This is a genomic window from Kribbella pratensis (genome assembly GCF_004365355.1).
In the GTDB taxonomy this organism is placed as follows: domain Bacteria; phylum Actinomycetota; class Actinomycetes; order Propionibacteriales; family Kribbellaceae; genus Kribbella.
In genome coordinates this window covers 91,740-109,192 of the sequence record NZ_SODP01000001.1, presented here as the reverse complement: position 1 = coordinate 109,192, position 17,453 = coordinate 91,740, and the positions used below count along the sequence as shown (strand labels likewise).

General features: G+C 67.1%; 21 protein-coding genes and 2 tRNA genes. 15 read left to right on the top strand and 8 right to left on the bottom strand.

Annotated features, from left to right (window positions below; genetic code table 11):
• The first annotated feature begins 26 nt into the window (after window positions 1-26).
• Both EV653_RS00455 and EV653_RS00450 read left to right on the top strand, forming a co-directional pair.
• A complete protein-coding gene (locus EV653_RS00455; RefSeq protein ID WP_134103716.1) occupies window positions 27-806 on the top strand; it encodes a hypothetical protein in 780 nt (259 codons plus the stop codon).
• A gap of 95 nt (window positions 807-901) precedes the next feature.
• A complete protein-coding gene (locus EV653_RS00450) occupies window positions 902-1,105 on the top strand; it encodes a cold-shock protein (RefSeq protein ID WP_134096839.1) in 204 nt (67 codons plus the stop codon).
• Between the two features lie 22 nt (window positions 1,106-1,127).
• Here the strand turns inward: EV653_RS00450 and EV653_RS00445 are convergent, their stop codons facing one another.
• Window positions 1,128-1,610 carry a GNAT family N-acetyltransferase gene (locus tag EV653_RS00445; RefSeq protein ID WP_134096837.1) on the bottom strand — a complete coding sequence of 161 codons (483 nt, stop codon included), beginning with the start codon at window positions 1,608-1,610 and terminating at the stop codon, window positions 1,128-1,130.
• Window positions 1,611-1,685: 75 nt separating this feature from the next.
• On the opposite strand from EV653_RS00445, the gene EV653_RS00440 reads away from it, so the two are divergent.
• From EV653_RS00440 to EV653_RS00420, 5 genes are all read left to right on the top strand, one after another.
• Window positions 1,686-2,573, top strand: coding sequence for a class I SAM-dependent methyltransferase (locus EV653_RS00440; RefSeq protein WP_134096835.1), 888 nt, complete (start codon window positions 1,686-1,688; stop codon window positions 2,571-2,573).
• An 84-nt stretch (window positions 2,574-2,657) separates the two neighbouring features.
• Complete coding sequence (gene orn, locus EV653_RS00435; protein WP_134096833.1) at window positions 2,658-3,278, top strand: oligoribonuclease; 621 nt, start codon at window positions 2,658-2,660, stop codon at window positions 3,276-3,278.
• Window positions 3,279-3,346: 68 nt separating this feature from the next.
• Window positions 3,347-3,419 (top strand) — tRNA-His (locus EV653_RS00430).
• Between the two features lie 540 nt (window positions 3,420-3,959).
• On the top strand, window positions 3,960-4,448 hold the full coding sequence (locus tag EV653_RS00425; RefSeq protein ID WP_134096831.1) for a SigE family RNA polymerase sigma factor: 489 nt from the start codon (window positions 3,960-3,962) through the stop codon (window positions 4,446-4,448).
• Window positions 4,449-4,462: 14 nt separating this feature from the next.
• Window positions 4,463-5,251 (top strand): hypothetical protein, encoded by a 789-nt coding sequence (locus EV653_RS00420; RefSeq protein WP_134096829.1) that lies wholly within the window; start codon window positions 4,463-4,465, stop codon window positions 5,249-5,251.
• 42 nt (window positions 5,252-5,293) lie between these two features.
• On the opposite strand, the gene EV653_RS00415 is transcribed toward EV653_RS00420, so the two are convergent.
• Window positions 5,294-5,695 (bottom strand): hypothetical protein, encoded by a 402-nt coding sequence (locus EV653_RS00415; RefSeq protein ID WP_134096827.1) that lies wholly within the window; start codon window positions 5,693-5,695, stop codon window positions 5,294-5,296.
• A 172-nt stretch (window positions 5,696-5,867) separates the two neighbouring features.
• On the bottom strand, window positions 5,868-6,479 hold the full coding sequence (locus tag EV653_RS00410) for a MarC family protein (protein WP_134096825.1): 612 nt from the start codon (window positions 6,477-6,479) through the stop codon (window positions 5,868-5,870).
• Window positions 6,480-6,526: 47 nt separating this feature from the next.
• Between EV653_RS00410 and EV653_RS41925 the strand changes: the two genes are divergently transcribed.
• A complete protein-coding gene (locus EV653_RS41925) occupies window positions 6,527-6,877 on the top strand; it encodes a thioesterase family protein (RefSeq protein ID WP_134096823.1) in 351 nt (116 codons plus the stop codon).
• Here the strand turns inward: EV653_RS41925 and EV653_RS00400 are convergent.
• Together EV653_RS00400 and EV653_RS00395 are read right to left on the bottom strand one after the other, a co-directional pair.
• Window positions 6,874-7,860 carry a cation diffusion facilitator family transporter gene (locus tag EV653_RS00400; protein ID WP_202871435.1) on the bottom strand — a complete coding sequence of 329 codons (987 nt, stop codon included), beginning with the start codon at window positions 7,858-7,860 and terminating at the stop codon, window positions 6,874-6,876. The two genes, EV653_RS41925 and EV653_RS00400, sit on opposite strands and share 4 nt — an antisense overlap.
• Window positions 7,861-7,888: 28 nt before the next feature.
• Window positions 7,889-8,248, bottom strand: a complete 360-nt coding sequence (locus EV653_RS00395) for an antibiotic biosynthesis monooxygenase family protein (RefSeq protein WP_134096821.1) — start codon at window positions 8,246-8,248, stop codon at window positions 7,889-7,891.
• A gap of 93 nt (window positions 8,249-8,341) precedes the next feature.
• On the opposite strand from EV653_RS00395, the gene EV653_RS00390 reads away from it, so the two are divergent.
• Window positions 8,342-9,178 carry a helix-turn-helix domain-containing protein gene (locus EV653_RS00390; RefSeq protein WP_166679251.1) on the top strand — a complete coding sequence of 279 codons (837 nt, stop codon included), beginning with the start codon at window positions 8,342-8,344 and terminating at the stop codon, window positions 9,176-9,178.
• Between the two features lie 13 nt (window positions 9,179-9,191).
• Here the strand turns inward: EV653_RS00390 and EV653_RS00385 are convergent, their stop codons facing one another.
• On the bottom strand, window positions 9,192-9,872 hold the full coding sequence (locus EV653_RS00385) for a DUF429 domain-containing protein (protein WP_134096819.1): 681 nt from the start codon (window positions 9,870-9,872) through the stop codon (window positions 9,192-9,194).
• Window positions 9,865-11,574 carry an aminotransferase class V-fold PLP-dependent enzyme gene (locus EV653_RS00380; RefSeq protein WP_134096817.1) on the bottom strand — a complete coding sequence of 570 codons (1,710 nt, stop codon included), beginning with the start codon at window positions 11,572-11,574 and terminating at the stop codon, window positions 9,865-9,867. The genes EV653_RS00385 and EV653_RS00380 overlap by 8 nt, the downstream gene beginning before the upstream one ends.
• 91 nt (window positions 11,575-11,665) lie before the next feature.
• Between EV653_RS00380 and tenA the strand changes: the two genes are divergently transcribed.
• From tenA to EV653_RS00360, 4 genes are all read left to right on the top strand, one after another.
• Window positions 11,666-12,328: a thiaminase II gene (gene tenA, locus EV653_RS00375; RefSeq protein ID WP_134096815.1), complete on the top strand. Its 663-nt coding sequence runs from the start codon at window positions 11,666-11,668 to the stop codon at window positions 12,326-12,328.
• Entirely contained in the window at window positions 12,325-13,872 is a 1,548-nt protein-coding gene (locus EV653_RS00370; protein ID WP_134096813.1) for a phytoene desaturase family protein, read from the top strand. Before tenA ends, EV653_RS00370 begins: the two co-directional genes overlap by 4 nt.
• A gap of 59 nt (window positions 13,873-13,931) precedes the next feature.
• Window positions 13,932-14,004 (top strand) — tRNA-Lys (locus EV653_RS00365).
• A 478-nt stretch (window positions 14,005-14,482) separates the two neighbouring features.
• Entirely contained in the window at window positions 14,483-15,679 is a 1,197-nt protein-coding gene (locus EV653_RS00360) for a helix-turn-helix domain-containing protein (RefSeq protein ID WP_134096811.1), read from the top strand.
• Between the two features lie 221 nt (window positions 15,680-15,900).
• Here EV653_RS00360 and EV653_RS00355 read toward each other — a convergent pair whose 3' ends face one another.
• Complete coding sequence (locus EV653_RS00355; protein ID WP_134096809.1) at window positions 15,901-16,371, bottom strand: hypothetical protein; 471 nt, start codon at window positions 16,369-16,371, stop codon at window positions 15,901-15,903.
• A 166-nt stretch (window positions 16,372-16,537) separates the two neighbouring features.
• Between EV653_RS00355 and EV653_RS00350 the strand changes: the two genes are divergently transcribed.
• Together EV653_RS00350 and EV653_RS41520 are read left to right on the top strand one after the other, a co-directional pair.
• Complete coding sequence (locus EV653_RS00350; RefSeq protein ID WP_134096807.1) at window positions 16,538-16,846, top strand: transposase; 309 nt, start codon at window positions 16,538-16,540, stop codon at window positions 16,844-16,846.
• A complete protein-coding gene (locus tag EV653_RS41520; RefSeq protein WP_202871433.1) occupies window positions 16,843-17,394 on the top strand; it encodes a hypothetical protein in 552 nt (183 codons plus the stop codon). The genes EV653_RS00350 and EV653_RS41520 overlap by 4 nt, the downstream gene beginning before the upstream one ends.
• Window positions 17,395-17,453 lie beyond the last annotated feature (59 nt).

Here is a 17,453-nt window from a genome sequence, read left to right as displayed (position 1 = left end):
CCTGCTCTTGGCAGGATGGCCGGGTGATGGTTTGGATCGGCGGTGCCCCAGGCGCGGGGAAGTCGACGATTGCTCGGGAGCTGGCTCGGCGGGGTGACCTGCCGCTGCACCCGATCGACCTGTGGACCTACGCGCATCTGGACCGGATGCCGCCGGTCCGGCCCCTCGCGGAGGACCTGGCCGAGGGTCCGGAGTACGCCGCTGATGCCTTCGTACGGATCGCGCGGTTGCGGCTGGAGCTGGTGGCCGAGGATGTGCGGGAGCGCGCGCTGGGCGACGTACCTGCGCTGGTGGAGGGGCCACAGCTCTTCCCGTCGATGGGTGACGACGTCGCGGCGGCAGTGTGGTTGGTGCCGGACGCGGAGCAGACCCGGCATGCGCGTGAGGAGCGGCTGGCCCGGGTGGACGATCCGGCTGGTCGGGCCCGGTTGGAGAGCCTGCTGGCGCGGGACGCCGTACTGGCAGATCGGGTACGGCGCGAGGCTGCGGAGTACGGACGGACCGTCATCGAGGTTCCGGCCACGCCGGACTGGTCGGCTATCTCGGCCGCTGTGGAGGCGGCACTTGGTCCGCTGCCACGGCTGGAGGCTGGTGAGGAACTGTCGCGTCAGCGACGGTACGAGAACCTGGCAGCGTGCCGGCAGGGGCGGCTGTGGCAGGCGGGCATCGGGCTGGCCGAGCTGCCGCCGTACCCGTTCGCGTGCGAGTGCGGCACCTCCGGTTGCACGGAGGTCTGGTCCGGTACGCCGGACTCGTACGACGCGCGCCGCGGTCAGGGATGGCTGAGAACTCATTCAGCGTGCTAGGGTTTCTCCGGTTGATGTTTTGCAGTTCCACGTTCGTTTCGAAGCGCCCGCGGATTTGTGATCCGCCGGGCGTTTTGTCGTATCAGGAGAAAATCATGGCTTTGGGAACAGTGAAGTGGTTCAACGGCGAGAAGGGCTTCGGCTTCATCTCCCAGGAGGACGGCGGCGCTGACGTGTTCGTCCACTACTCGGCGATCCAGACGCAGGGCTTCCGCTCGCTGGACGAGAACCAGAAGGTCGAGTTCGAGATCGCTCAGGGCCCGAAGGGCCTGCAGGCGGAGAACGTTCGCCCGATCTGAAATGCTTGACGGCAGGCCCGGGTCACCGGGCCTGCCGTGAAGTGCTCCACAGGTACTCGCCGTCCTCGACCACGTCGGTGCGCGTGAGACCTACAGCCGCTGCCACAGCGGCCGATGCAGTGTGATCCGGATGGACGTGCGCGATGATCCGGTCGACATTCTGCGCTCGCAGCCAGGTGACGAGTCCCTGGGCTGCCTCCTTCGCATAACCCCGGCCCTGCCACGCGGTGCCGATGACCCACGCGATCTCCGCCGTACCGCCCGTGATCGTCGCCTGCACGTAGCCGATCAGGTCGCCGTCGTGCTGGATCACCCAGTTGAGCCACTGCTCGTCCTCACGGCCCGGACCTTCGAGCTGCCGGGCGTAGCGAGCTTCCAGGGCCTCGACGGTCGGCGGCTCGCCACCGGTGAACGTGTACAGGCTCGGGTCGGCAAGGACCTTCGCCATCGCTCCGGCGTACTCGACCTTGAGCGGCAGCATCGTCAGGCGGTCCGTTGCGATCATCGCGCCACGGTAGCGCCACTTGCCGGTCCGGCAACATGCGCCGCACTGCGCCCCTTATAGGACCAGACTGTCGCCATGATCGAGATCGATTGGGCTGAGGAGGCCGGGCGACTGCGGGCGTCCGCCGAGGGCGAAGGCGACTGGAACGCGGCAGTGGCCCGCAGTCTGGTACGGGACGGCGACAAGGTCATGGCCGACATCGGCTGCGGTGGCGGAGGAATGGCCAAGGCGCTGGCTGAGGCGCTACCCAGCGCGACAGTGGTTGCTGTCGACGCGGATCCCGACGTACTGGAGCAGGCGCGGGAGCACACCGGCGGACTGGTTCGCTGTGAGCTGGCGTCGATGGACGAGGGGGCAGAGCCGTTGCGCCGGGCAATCGACGCGCCGGCCGACCTGATCTGGGCCTCGGCCTCGGTGCACCACGCTGCCGACCAGCAGGCCGCTATCGACGCGCTGGCGTCGCTGCTTGCGCCGGGAGGGCGGCTGGCTCTCGCAGAGGGCGGACTGCCTGCTCGGTACCTTCCGTGGGACCTCGGGGTCGGTGAACCCGGTCTGGAGCTGCGGCTGGACCTGGCGCAGGACAAGTGGTTCAAGGTGATGCGGGAGTCGCTGCCGGGGTCGGTGCCGATGCCATACGGCTGGACCGAAGCACTGACGCGGGCCGGGCTGACCGACGCAACCACGCGAAGCGTGCTGACCGAAACGCCGGCACCACTGACGCAGGAGCGGCTCGACGGCGTTGTGCAGAGCTTCCAGACGCGGATCGCGCGGATGACCGGCGAGGGGCACGGGCACGGGCATGGGCATGGGCACGTTGTCGCCGATCAGGAGTGGCTCGATCCGGAGGACCTCGCGGTCTGGAAGCAGTTGCTGGACCCCGACGGACCGTACTTCCTCGGACGCCGCCGCGACCTCGCCGTACTATCCGTCCGCAGCATCCACCTGGGGTACGCGCCGCGCTGATAGGGCACTGACAGGGCACTGACAGGGCACTGACAGGGCACGCCGTCGCAGGAGTGTCGGCGGCTCACCGTAAGGTGGGTGCCCATGAACGACCGGCTGGTGTGGATCGACTGCGAGATGACCGGCCTCGACCTGGCGGAAGACGCCCTGATCGAGGTCGCCGTAGTCGTCACCGATTACGAACTGAACGTGCTCGGTGACGGGATCGACGTGGTGATCGCACCACCACCGGCCGCGCTCGAGCAGATGGGCGACTTCGTCCGCGACATGCACACCGCGTCCGGGCTGCTCGACGAGCTCGCCAACGGCATCCCGCTCGCCGACGCCGAACAGCAGGTGCTCGACTACATCACGTCGTACGTGAAAGAGCCGCGCAAGGCCGCCCTCGCCGGCAACTCCGTCGGCACCGACCGGACCTTCCTCGTCCGCGACATGCCCCGCGTCGAGTCGCACCTGCACTACCGCAACGTCGACGTCAGCTCGATCAAAGAACTGGTACGCCGGTGGTACCCGCGCGTGTACTACGCGACCCCGGCCAAGAACGGCAACCACCGCGCCCTCGCCGACATCAGCGAAAGCATCGACGAACTGCGGTACTACCGGCAGACCGTGTTCGTGCCCCAGCCCGGACCCGACTCCAACGCCGCCCGGGCCGCCGCCAGCCTCATCGCCGCACCCATCCAGGACACCCCCACCGGCTCCTGACACCTCGATTTCAGCTCCGGACAGTTCGTCGCTATGATTGCTCAGCCGTCGCGGTTCGGACGGCAATGGTGGGTGTAGCTCAGCTGGTAGAGCACCTGGTTGTGGTCCAGGTGGTCGCGGGTTCGAGTCCCGTCACTCACCCGATGGCCGGCCATGCCTGCGGAAAGCGCAGGCTTGGTCGGCTTCGTCATTTTGTGCGGCTGCGCTCCGCTTGCCGCAAGCGGGGGCTCCGCCACCCGCACCCCCTTGCGCCTTCGCTTCGCTCGGCTCCGTGGCTGGGTTGTGTGGTTCGCTCACCAGCGGGGGTTGGGTTTGCTTGTCGGCTCGGCTCCGTGGCTGGGTTGTGTGGTTCGCTCACCAGCGGGGGTTGGGTTGTGCGGTTCGCTCGGCGGCGTGGGTTGGGTTTGCTGGTCGGCTCGGCTGCGGGGGTTGGGTTTCTTGTCGGGTCGCCGCGTGGGTTGGGTTTGTTGTCGGCTCGCGGCTGGGGGGATGGGAGGATGCCGGGGTGAAGGGTTCCGGGAGTATGTGGTTCGGGTATGCGGTCGTGGTGCTGGTGACCTTCGTGGTTGGTTTCTTGGGCTTTGCTGTTTGGGTGCTCTCTAAAGTGTTCTGACTCGGGGTGTGATCTGACCGGTCCGTCGGTGCGTCTCTTGGGGTGAGGGCATCGACGAGAGGGTGTGGATGAGATCTACCGAGGAGTTTGAGGAGTTCGCTCGGGCTCGGATACCGCAGTTGTATCGGACTGCCTGGTTGTTGTGCGGGGATCGGCATCATGCCGAGGATCTGGTGCAGGACACGCTGGCCAACGTGCTGAAGGCTTGGCATCGGGTTGACAGTCCGGGGGCTTATGCGCGGACCGCGTTGGTGCGTACTTATGTGTCTCAGCGGCGTCGGCGGAGCTGGTCCGAGCGGCCTACTGAGGTTGTGCCTGAGGTGGTTGAGCGGGCTGGGGATCCCGAACTACGTCTGGCGTTGCAGAGTGCACTGGGCGAGCTGGCGCCGTTGGATCGCGCTGTGCTGGTGCTGCGGTTCTTCGAAGATCGCAGCGTCGAGCAGGTGGCGCTTGATCTTGGCAAGAACGCCAGTGCGATCAGCACTCGCACCGCTCGCGCCCTGAATCGTCTCCGGGCGGTTCTCGGTGACGACGCCGTCCAGCTGATCGCGCTCTGAACCGAGGAGAACACATGAACACCCAACTCACTGACCTGATGAACCGGGCCACCGAGAACCTCGAGCCGGTTACTGCCGACCTGCTGGAACGGTCCGTCGCGCAAGGGCTGCGGCAGCGGAGGCGTCGTACGGCGTTGCTCACTGCGAGTGGTGCTGGTGCCGTACTGGCTACTGCTGGGCTGATTGGTGGCGGAATCCAGCTGCTCAGCTCCCCCGCGGACGCTGGGGTTGCCGGCACAGCTGCTCCGCTGACCAAGCCATCCGTGAAGTCGTCCACGAAGACTCCGCCTGCGTCGGTGACGCCGAAGGAGACGCTCGCCACGCTGCGGTCGCTGCTGGCGGCCCGTGGGCTCAAACTGAGCCAGCCTGAGACGTGGGGCGGCGGGGACTTCGCCGGTGCGGCGTACGTCGTTGACGACGGCAAGGGGGCTGCCCGTGTCGACGTGATGGTGTCCGGCGGCGGTGAGGGCAACCCGTGCGTGCCCGTCCGTTCGGGCTGCACCACACTGGCCGACGGGTCGGTGCTCTACGTCTCGCCGGTCTCCCCCGAGTACACCGACGGCCGCCAGGCGCAGTACGGCGTCGTCAGCCGCTACGTGACGCTGTTCCGCAAGGACGGCCGCAACATCAATCTCACCAGCTACAACGGGCCGGCCGAGAAGGGCCAGTCCCACACCAGGAAGAACCCGATCCTGTCCGCGGCCGAGCTCTCCGACCTGGCCAAGAGCAAGTCCTGGAAGCTCCCGCCCGTCAACACGATCAAGCCATCGGGCAAGTCATCGCTGAAGCTCAAGACGAAGTAGCCCGCGGGATCAGGTGCTGTTCCAGTGGGGCGATGAGGTCCGTCAGGTGGCGGACCTCATCGGCTGTGCAGTGGACAGCTCCTGCAGGTGATCGAGATCGGCGCCCGGGGCAACGATCTCCGGTGCCAGCCCAGGCGCGAGGTTGCCGATACCTGGCGTGATGCCGTGAGCACCGGCGCGTACGGCGTCCGCCAGACCCTGCTCGTCACCCTGGCTGACCTCGATCCCGAGCGACATCAACCGGCGTACGCCGGCCGAAGCCATTGCCACGAGCAACTTCTCCGTAGCCTCAGCAGCCGGCACACCGGGCTCAGACATCGGCGTCACCAACGGCACGAACACGCCGCTCGAGTAGTTCTCGTGGATGTGCCAGTGGTCCCGCCACCCCATCAGCACAAGCCGTTCGGCGCCCTCGGTCCGGCGGCCGATCTGCGCCGTACGCAACGACGTGCCGCGATAACAATCCGAAGGGGAGACCGAGCGCCTCCGGGAGCGGGACCTGGGTGAGCACGCTGCGGGTGTCCCAGGTGTTCCAGCTACGTGCCACATCGCCTTGAGTGCGCTCGTACTCGATCATCAGACGACCACCTCGCACCGGAATCGATGCTGATGCCAATTACTTCACGGCGAGTACGCCGTGTGTCACGAGTTCGACGCCGATCGCCAGGGTCAGGAAGCCGATGATCCGGGTGAGTGCGCCCAGTCCCGTCGGGCCGAGCTTGTCGACCAACGGCGTACCGAAACGCAGCAGGACGGCGACGAGACCGGCCACGACGACGCCCGCGATGATCACGCTCACCCGGTCGGCGATCCCGGGGTGCCGCGCGGTCAGCGCGATCACCACACCGATCGCGCCCGGTCCCGCGATCAGCGGCAGCGCCATCGGCGAGAACGACACATCGGGTTTCGCCACGCCGTGTGTCTTCTCGTCGTCGGTGAGGGTCTCGCGGGAGACGATCATCCCGAAGCCCGAGTGCGCGACCACAAGGCCGCCAGCGATCTGCAGAGCGGGCAGGCCGATGCCGAGCCCTTCAAGGACAAGCGTGCCGAGCAGCGCGAACACGGCGAGGATCGCGAGCACGTAGACCCCGGTCATCACCGCTTGGCGCCTCATCGCGGCGCTGTCGACGCCCTCCGTGAGCCCCGCGAAGGCGGCCAGCGCCCCGATCGGATTCGTGATCGGCAACAATGCAGCCAACGCAGAAACTGCAACGTGTACGGGCTCCACGGCCGGGAGCGTACACCCGCCGACGGGCCGAGAAGGGGCAGCTTGCCGTGCGCCATGAAGTGACACCCGCGGACACCGCGCTCGCCGTCGGCAGTGGGGACGTCGAGGTCCTCGCCACCCCGCGCCTGCTGACCTGGCTCGAGCACGCGACCGCCCAACTCGCCCTACGCGTGCTGGAACCCGGCCAGACATCGGTCGGTACTGCGGTTCGCATCCGCCACCGGCTGCCCACCCGCGTCGGCGACACCGTGGACATCGCCGTGGACGCTCCGTCCATGGATGGCCGCCACTTGCTCTTCGGGGTCCGCGCTACGAACTCGGCCGGTCAGCTCATCGCGGACGGTGAGCTGGAACGCGTCGTGGTCGACCGCTCGCGGTTCCTCGCGAACGTGCCCTAGGCCGGATCGACGTACCAGTCCGGAAGCTGGCTCGGCTGGAGGCTGGTGGAGTCGCCCGGGCGGGAGAGCGTGAGGATCGCCTGCTGGATCTCCTTGCGGGCGTTGAGCGCGTCCTCGATCGCGTACAGCCGAGCGGCGACCTCGGACTCGGACTCGTTACCGGTGACGTCGACCGCGGCGACCAGGAAGATGCGGTCGGCCCCGACCCACTCCATGTGCAGGAACGTGATCCGCTCGATGTCCTTGTGCTCGAGCAGCGCGCGAAGCACTCTGTTCCGCGCGAGCGGCGTCACCGCCTCGCCGGTCAGGAAGTCCATGTTCCGGCTGATCAGGAACAGCGCGACCACGCCGAGCAGGATGCCGACCACGATCGAGCCCACCGCGTCCCAGACCGCGTTGCCGGTGAGCTGATGCAGGAGGATCGCCAGCGCGGCGATCAGGATGCCGATCAGCGCGGACAGGTCCTCGACGAACACAGCCCGCAGGACCGGGTTCGACGTGAGCTGCACGTACCGCCACGGTCTGAGCATCCGCGCCAGCGCACCGGCCTTCGTCTGCCGCATCGCCTGGGTGAACGAGATCCCCTCGAGCACGAACGAGACCCCGAGTACGGCGTACGCCCAGCCGTACGACGTACCGTCCGCCTCGCCGTGCTGCAGGGACTGGATGCCGTGCCAGACCGAGACAGCGGCGCCGACCGTGAACAGGCCGAAGGCGGCGAACATCGACCAGATGTAGCCGGCCCGCCCGTACCCGAGCGGGTGGGTCTGATCGGCCGGTTTCTGCCCCCGCCGCTCCCCGACCAGCAGGAAGATCTCGTTACCGGTGTCGGCCCAGGAATGCGCGGCCTCGGCCGTCATCGAGGCCGACCCGGTAATCACGGCGACCACCGTCTTCGCGACCGCGATCAACAGGTTCGCGGACAGTGCGACCAGCACTGTCAGCAGGCTCTCGCCCCCACCCGCCTCGTCCTCGGTGCTCACACGACGACACTAATGCCCCACCCGCGCTCTACCCGACTGCCGTGACGACTTCGAACAGGAGTGGCGCGCTCGGGAACTCGGCCCACTCCGGCCGGGTCACGACGCGACGGAACTCGTCGGTGCCGTGCGCCGCCCGGAAGTCCGCCTCCGACCGCCAGTTGGCGACGTTGACCCACCGGTACTCGGCGTCGGACGAGACCACCCGGTGAAGACGCAGCGAGACGAAACCCGGCTGCGCCATGAAGTACTTGCTGGTCTCGGTCCACAGCGCCTGGAACGCCTCGTCCCGCTCGGGCCGCACCGCGAACCGATTCATCAACGTGACCGGTCCGTCCACCTGGTGCTCCCCCTTCGGTGCGATTCGCTGCTCGGCCGACATCTGGTTCATGTCCACTCCTCCCGTTTATTGCACTGGTGTGCAATGACTGCACTCAGGTATACTCATGCTCGGTCGAGCACGTCAAGGGGAATCGAGGAACTCGTGAGTGACACCGCAGCGGAGTCCGGGCGGGTCCGGCAGCGGCGCCGGACCCGGGCCGCGATCGTCAACGCCGCCGCGGAGCTGTTGCGCCAGGGGCAGATAGCGCCCGGGGTCAACGAGATCGCCGAAGCCGCCGAGGTGTCGCGCCGCACGATCTACCAGTACTTCCCCACCCTGGACCAACTGTTGCTCGACGCAACAATCGGCTTGCTCACCCAAACAGACGTCGACGCCGCAATCGAGGCAGCCTCCAGACACGCCGATACTTCCAGGCAGGTCGCTGCATCGGGGCAGGTCGATGCGCCCGGGCAGGTCGATGCATCTCGGCACACCGACGACGCTGGAGGCGCCGACGCTGCGGCACGCGTCGACGCGATGATCCGCGCGCTCGGCGACGCCACCGCGTCCTCACTTCCGCTCGGCCGCTCGCTCATCCGGCTGACCGTCGACGCGCCTGCCGTCGATACCACCACCGGCAATACGACCAACGACGCCGCTGCCGGCGGTGCGCCCGAGGGCCGCGCGACAGCGCGCGGCGCGACTGCGCGCAGTGCAACTGCAGGCAGTGCGACAGCGGACGGCGTGCAGCCGAAGCGGGGCTACCGGCGGATTGCGTGGATCGAGCAGGCTCTCGACCCGCTGCGGGCCGGGTTGGACGACGACCTGTTCGAGCAGCTTGTCTCCGGGATCGCGATGGTTGTCGGCTGGGAAGCGCTCATCGTGCTCCAGGACCTCCGCGGCCTCGAGCCGGACGCCCAGACCCGGGTCTCGACCTGGGCCGCCCGCTCGCTCATCCAGTCGACCTTGGACGAGCAGCGTCGCAGAACCACTCCCTGACTTTCACCTCGGATCAGGCCCAGATAGCGGCCGACGAGCCGTCCGGGAACATCTCCGGCGGGTTCGGGTACGCGCGAGCTCGCCCGTCGACGTACCGCCCGGCCGACCATGCAGCCGCAGCCGCATCGAGTACGTCGTCGACGCCCGCCACCTCACCAGCCAAACCGATATCCCCGACCACACTCATCCCAACGCCCGCAAGCAACCGCCGCCGCTCTTCCCCACCCGCCCAGGTGGACTTCGCGTGCAACAGCGGCCGACCAGCCATCGTCGCGAAACACACCTCCGGATGCACCTCGATCACCGCACAGTCCGCACCCGGCGCCCACGCATCGACTTCAAGGATCCGTTTGGCCAACGCGAACGCCTGCTGACTCACGCCCTTCCCCGTCGCCACGACGTTCAACGCCGTTGCCTCCGCATGCGTCGCGGCTTCCAACGCCGCCCGCACAGGCGTCGCGAACACCGACGACGCCCGCCTGCCCACCGCCCGCCTTGCCAGCACGTCGGCCTCGCGCACCCCGCGCTCGGGCAGCCCGATCGGTATGTCGATCCCCACCACCGCCAGCGACCCGTCGACCTCTGCCTGCTCGACCAGCTCGCCGATCGTCACAGCGAAGTACGCCCGCAGATCTCCCGCGATGCCGATCCAGCCCTTCCTGCAGGCATCGACCCCCAGCACCCGGCTAGTCACGAATCAGGCAGCGCGACGGCAGGTCGAACCAACGGAGGTGATCGAAGTCGGTGTTCACCTGACCCTCCGGATCGCTGACCTGCTGACACGTGGAGAGCAGGTCCCGGGCTTCAGCGAGGTAGTCGTCCAGAGCAGACTCGGGAGCGGTGTGATCGTGGCGCGGGTATCTAAGCTTGCCGTCGGCGTCGTACCCGACCTGCGACAGGCGCATCGGCGGCTCGACCGGCCCCCGATGATGCCGCCACAGGCCATTGGACGGGTCGAAGCGGTAGTCCCCCAGCAGCCGCCAGCCGTCGCGGGCGACCAGCTTCACCGCCTCGACGACGTACGTGAACACGGCCTCCGAGATGAAGTAATTGAAGTTGACCCGCACCCAGCCGGGCTTGATCCCCTCGCAGCCGTGCAGGATCTCCTCCTCGAACAGGTGCGAGCGATCGATGTCGATCCCGAGCAGCGTGTGACCGTACGGGCCGGCGCACGAGCACCCGCCGCGCGACTGGATGCCGAACAGGTCATTGAGCAGCGCGACCACGAAGTTGTGATGCAGATACCGCCCCGACGGAGCCTTGACCACGAACGAGACGATCGACAGCCGCTCGGAGTCGACATTGCCCAGGATCTGCAGGTCCGGCTCGGCCTTCCACGCCTCGACCGCCCGCCGCAGGTACGCGTCCTCGTGCGCGCGGATCACGTCGATCCCGACCGCCTGCTTCAGCTGGAACGCCAGCCCGGCGCGGATCGACCCGATGATCGCCGGCGTCCCGCCCTCCTCACGGTGGATCGGGTCGTCGAGGTACCGATGCTCGAGCGGGTTCACATAGGCGACAGTCCCGCCGCCCGGCACATCCGGCACCCGATTGCGGAGCAGCTCCCGCCGAGCGACCAGTACGCCGGGAGTGCCCGGCCCGCCGATCAGCTTGTGCGGACTGAGGAAGATCGCGTCCTTGTACGACAGCGGGTCCTGGTCGCGGCCGCCATACATGTCGATCTCGACGTACGGCGCGGCGGCGGCGCAGTCCCAGAACGACAAAGCGCCGTACCGGTGGAGGAGCGCCGAGACCCGCTGCGTGTTGCTGACGATGCCCGTGACATTGCTGGCCGCCGAGAACGATCCGATCTTGAGGGGCCGATCGGCGTACTCCTGCAGCCTCGACTCCAGCTGGTCGATGTCGATATGGCCGTCGCTGTCCTGGCTGATCACGACCACATCCGCGATCGACTCACGCCAGGGCAGCTCGTTCGAATGGTGCTCGTACGGCCCGATGAAGACGACCGGCCGCTGAGCCGGCGGTATCTGATCGGTCAGGTGGTACTTATCGTCGAGCTCGGCCGGAATCCGCAGTCCCATGATCCCGATCAGCTTGTCGATCGCGCCGGTCGCGCCGGAGCCGCAGAAGATCAGCGCGGTCTCGTCGTCGCCGCCGACGCTGTTGTGGATGATCCGGCGAGCGTCTTCGCGCAGACGGGTGGTCTGCAGACCGGTCCCGCTGGACTCGGTGTGGGTGTTCGCGTACCGCGGCAGGACCTCGTCGCGGATGAAGTCCTCGAGGAACGTCAGCGCGCGCCCGGAGGCGGTGTAATCGGCGTACGTCACCCGTCGCGGACCGTACGGCCCGGGCATCACCTGGTCGTCACCGATCACCGACGCACGGATACGTCGCAGCAGCGGCGTGTCCGGCGGCATCTCCCCCTGGCTGTTCATGCCTCAGAGTACGGCGCACGAGTGACGTTCGTCTCGTGCCGTCGCCGCGTCTGTGGATAAGGTCGGTCGCATTCAACGGCGAGGAGTTGGGATGACGTTTTCCGGCGAGCTGTGGGACCGCGGTGCCGCCTCGGTGTACGACGAGATAGTCCGGCACCCGTTCATCACCGGCCTGACCGACGGGACCCTGAACCACGACGCGTTCCGGTACTTCATCATCCAGGACAGCCACTACCTGCGCGCGTACTCGCGGGCGCTCAGCCTGGTCGCAGGGCGCGCTCCGGATGAAGACGCTGTCAGCATGTTCGCGCTGCACGCCGCCAACGCCATCGCGGTCGAGCGGGAGCTGCACACGTCCCTGCTGGAGTCACTGGGCATCACCGCCGAGGACGTCGACGCAGCCGGCTCGGGTCCGACCACAACGGCGTACATGTCCTATCTGACCGCTGTGTGCGCCACCGGTACGTACGCCGAGGCCGTGGCCGCCGTACTGCCCTGCTACTGGATCTACCGCGACGTCGGGCGGGAGTTGCTCAAACGGTCTTCACCGGACCCGCTGTACCGCCGGTGGATCGAGACGTACGGCTCGGAGGAGTTCGACGTGGTCGTCGAGCAGGTGCTCGCCGTGACAGACGGACTGGACGTGGGAGCCGCGGAGCGGGACCGTTGTCATCAGCACTTCGCGATGGCGTGCCGCTACGAATGGATGTTCTGGGACGCCGCTTATCACGAGCTCGATTGGCCGGTGGGATGAAGGACTTCTACGACGTCGTCATAGTCGGCGGGGGGCACAATGGCCTCGTCGCCGCCACGTATCTGGCCCAGTCCGGGCTGTCCACCCTCGTCCTCGAGCAGCAGGCGCACACCGGTGGCGCAGCGGTCAGCGAGCGCGTGTTCCCGGGTGTGGACGCCCGCCTGTCCCGGTACTCGTATCTGGTCAGCCTGCTGCCCGACAAGGTCGTTGCCGACCTTGGCCTCGGTCTGGACCTCCGCTCGCGCGCGGTCGCGTCGTACACGCCGGTACGCCGTTCCGGCCGCGACGTCGGCCTGATGGTGGAGCGACCGGAGGGTGCGGTCACCCGTGAGTCGTTCCGGGCGCTGACCGGTGGCGACACGGAGTACGAGGCCTGGGCGGACTTCTACGGCTCGGTGAGCTCGCTGGCCGAGGCTGTCGCACCCACACTGCTCGAACCGCTCCAGACCGCTGATGACATGCGTGCCCGTGTCGACGGCGCGCTCTGGGACGAACTGGTGGAGCGGCCGCTCGGCGAGACCATCGAACGGCGTTTCGCCGACGACACCGTCCGTGGGGTCGTCGCGACGGACGGCGTCATCGGTACGTTCGCCGGACTGCACGACAACTCCCTGATCCAGAACCGGTGCTTCCTCTATCACCTCATCGGCAACGGCACTGGTGAGTGGCGAGTGCCTGTTGGCGGCATGGGCGCGGTCACCGATGCGCTCGCCGCCGCGGCCCGGCGCGCAGGTGCCGCACTCGTCACCAACTCGTCAGTGACCGCTGTCGAGGTGGACGGCGTACGCGGCTCGGTCACCTGGCTCGGCGGCGACGGTGAGCGGTCTGTGGACTGCTCCTGGGTGCTGTCGAACGTCGCACCGTCGACGCTGGCTGCGCTGCGTGGCCAGACCGGCGTGGAGAGGCCAGAGGGGTCGCAGCTGAAGATCAACCTCCTGCTGCGTCGTCTGCCGGCCCTGAAGACCGGCGACGACCCGGCACGCGCGTTCTCCGGCACGTTCCACATCGACGAGGACTACAGCCAGCTCGAGTCGGCATACCAGTCCGCTCTGCGCGGTGAGCTGCCGGCCGTGCCGCCGTCCGAGGTGTACTGCCACTCCCTCACCGATCCGACCATCCTGTCCCCCGAACTGATTGCCTCCGGCCACCAGACCCTGACGGTCTTCGGCGTCCACTTCCCGGCCCGATTGTTTGCCTCGGACAACGATGCTGTCCGCACCGAAGCCACCCGCCGCGTCCTGGCCGGCCTCGAGTCGTACCTCGCCGAGCCGCTCGAGGACTGCATCGCCCGCGACGCCGACGGCAACCTCTGCATCGAGGCCAAAACGCCGTACGACATCGAGGCATCCGTCGGCATGCCCGGCGGCCACATCTTCCACGGCGACCTCCAATGGCCCTGGGTCACCGACCCCTCCGAAGCCGGCCGCTGGGGCACCGAAACCGACGCCGCCAACCTCCTGATCTGCGGCTCCGGCGCCCGCCGCGGCGGCGCCGTCTCCGGCCTCGGAGGCCACAACGCCGCCATGACCATCCTCACCCGCTAACCGATTTCGCATCTCCCCCACAGCCCTGCTACGATCCTCTTCGTTCGAAAGCAAGAAATGCGCCGCTAGCTCAATTGGCAGAGCAGCTGACTCTTAATCAGCGGGTTCGGGGTTCGAGTCCCTGGCGGCGCACAAAAGCCCAGGTCACGAAGGTGCCCTGGGCCTCTTCATGTCTGGCACGGACCCTTTACGTTCCTCTTTCCTGAAAGTTGCCTTCGCAGCAGGCTCACGTCCTCGACTCCGAGTCGGCCCCGCGCACGCAGCATTACCGTGACTGTGCGTCACATCACATCGGTTCGCATCACTGCCAGATTCTCGGATTCCCTGCCGCGACCGGCGTTGAGCAGCCAACCATCACCACGGTTGGAGGCATGACATACCGAGGCCCCCACTTCCCATCGGAACCTGGGGAAGCATCTCCACCAGCGTTGAGAGAACTGACAACAAGGGCAAGCCCGCCGCCTACCGTTCCAAGGCGAAGTTCCGAGATCACGACGGTCACGTCCGCCTGGTCTTCGCGTTCGGCAAGACCAAAACGGCGGCCGAACGCGCCCTGCTGAAGAAGCTCCAGGACCGGGCCAGAACCAATCAGTCCGGCGAGCTAACCGCAATGCACAAGATCTCCCACCTCATCGACCTGTGGGAGAAGAAGTTCGAAGAACGCGTCGCAGATGGCAAGCGATCCCCGACCTCCCTCGAGACCTACCGACGCGTCATCAAGAACCACATCCGCCCCGCCCTGGCCGAACTCCGTATCGGTGAGGCCACCACCCAACGCCTCGACACCGCCATCACCAAGATCAAGCACCGCGCTGGCGCCCCCACCGCCAAAACCTGCCGCGCCGTCCTGTCCGGCATGATGAGAATCGCCGTCCAGTTCGGCGCCATCTCCTACAACCCGGTCCGCGAGATCGACTCCATCGAAGCCCCCGCCGCGAACCCACCCAGGGCCCTCACCGCCGAACAAGTCACCCTGCTCCGCAAGCACCTCGCCACGAACGATTACGCCGTTCGCGCTGACCTCCCCGACCTGGCGACCTTCATGCTCGGCACCGGCGTCCGCATCGGCGAATCCCTCGCCGTCCTCTGGTCCCAGGTCGACGTCGAAGCCGGCACTGTAGAGATCACCCACACCATCGCCCGCCTCCGCGGCGTGGGCCTGATCCGCAAGGCCACCAAGTCCAAGGCCGGCGTACGCATCCTCCATCTCCCCAACTGGGCCGTCGCGGTGCTGCGCATGCGCCATGCCGCCGGCATCCGGCTCGATGACCCGATCTTCTCCGATACCCATGGCGGCTACCGAGACCCCTCCAACACCCGCCGAGCCCTCCGCGACGTACTGTCACCGGTCGGAAGCACCGCCCGCCGCGATCTAGGCCTCACCCTCCGAGCCCTCCGCCGCGACGCCGGCATGTCCCGCCAACAGGTCGCGGAACTGCTCACCTGGCCCCAAACCAGAGTCGAACTCCTCGAGACCGGCCGCATCAAAGTCGACCGTCAACTGGTCGCGGAACTAGTCAGCACCTACAAGATCGCTCTCGACGAGCACCCAGACCTACTCACCCAGGTCGACGAAGCCACCCGACCAGCAGAGTCGGACAAACTCGCGTGGATCAAGTCCCACGCCCTTCGCAAAACCACCGCCACCGCACTCGACCAAGCCGGCCACACCGCCCGCCAAATCGCCGACCAGCTAGGCCAAGCCAAGGTCTCGATCACCCAGGATGTCTACATGGGCCGCCAAGCCGCCAATCCAGCCGCCGCTGACGCCCTCGAACATGCCTTCACCGACCCTGACTTCCTCTAGGAACTGCCCCGAGGCCCCGCCTCCGCCATGCCACCCGATCCATCGACTAGAACATAGGTTCCCTTAAGCCCTGAACTGAGATTCGGTGGGTGACCTGGGCGGTTGCGCCGTGGACACTGTCCGCGACGTAGAAGGGCTAAACCAGACTCGACGTCGCTCGGGGCCGATCGTCCGGCATCGCGGTCCGCCGGGCGCCCAACGCGGCAGATCCGGACTTTCGCCTAGCCGTTTGACGGCGCGACGAGGTCGAGCATGGTGTCGTCGCTATCGGCTGGTGCGACCGCCTTCACGAGCCAGTCGGCCCGCGATTCGCTGAGCGCGAATGCCTCCCACTCGTACTCGCCGACCACCGTTAGGCGTCCTGTCACCGTCACCCGAGACCCTGTCGGCACATCACGTGCCCAGCCGTCCGTTTGCACTTGGTATCGGTCAGACCCGACTGTTAGCACGAACTCAGCGCCCGCATGCCGTCCGCCCTGTCCGGTGTCCACGTCAAAGTCCCTGGGCGCACCCGCTCGGCCCGTCAGCCGATACATGACCTCATGTGGATGCGCCTTCTGAGCCTCGACGATTTCATCTGGCGAGTCGGGTCGCGCAGCAGTCACTTCGCCACGCACCCGTAGACCCACACCAGTGAGCAGCAAGCCGACGCCTGGCAACGATCGCTCCCCGTCGGCGATCATCCAGTCCATCAGCCGAACCCACATATGCCCATCATCGTGCAAATTGCGGATCGCCCGCACATCAGGAGTTCTGGGCTTCACTGTCTGCAGTACCGGCGTGCAGTAGGTGGGTCTGCTGCACGAGTAGGTGACATCTGAAATGGCTTGCCGAGAGGTGGCCTGGAAGGATGTTGCTGTGCCCAAGCCTTACCCACGTGAGTTCCGTGATGACGTCGTTCGCGTGGCTCGCGATCGGGGACCCGGAGTCACAGTCGAGCAGGTCGCCAAGGACTTCGGGGTCCATCCGATGACGCTGTTCAAGTGGCTGCGACAGGCTGAGATCGACGAGGGCGTCAAGCCGGGTGTGTCTGGTGGTGAGTCGGCCGAGCTGCGCGAGGCGCGTCGGCGGATCAAGCTGCTGGAGCAGGAGAATGAGGTGTTGCGCCGGGCGGCGGCGTATCTGTCCCAGGCCAGTCTTCCGGGAAAAGGCTCTACCCGCTCGTGAGCGAGCTGGCCGCTGACGGGATCCCTGTCGCGGTGACGTGCCGGGTACTCAAGATCGCTCGCCAGCCGTATTACCGGTGGCTGGCCAGGCCGGTCACCACTGCCGAGCTCGAGCAGGCCTACCGGGCCAACGCGTTGTTCGACGCTCACCGCGATGACCCGGAGTTCGGCTACCGGTTCCTGGTCGACGAGGCCCGCGATGCCGGTGAGCCGATGGCGGATCGAACCGCGTGGCGGATCTGTTCGGCCATGGGCTGGTGGAGTGCGTTCGGCAAGGCGCGTGGCAAGAACGGCAAGAAGCCCGCCCCCACGCCGCTCGATCGTACGGCTACCACGACCTACATAAAGAGCGCCTGCGGCGTCCCTGCGGGATCGGCAAGCCGAGTCTTGACATGCGCCGCGCTGGCCGGGGTTTGGCACCGGGAGGGCACCGCAGGCTCGGCTCCAGGCGGTGAACGGGGCTCGGCCGTTCTTCCGAACTGGCTATTCCTCGAGGAATCGATACCGCCGCCTGGAGTTCCAGGCCGATCGACAAGGAGTGGTTCTTGAGGCTGTCGCTTCTACCCCCGGCTGGAAGGGCAGACGGTCACCGTGACCTGGTTTCACAA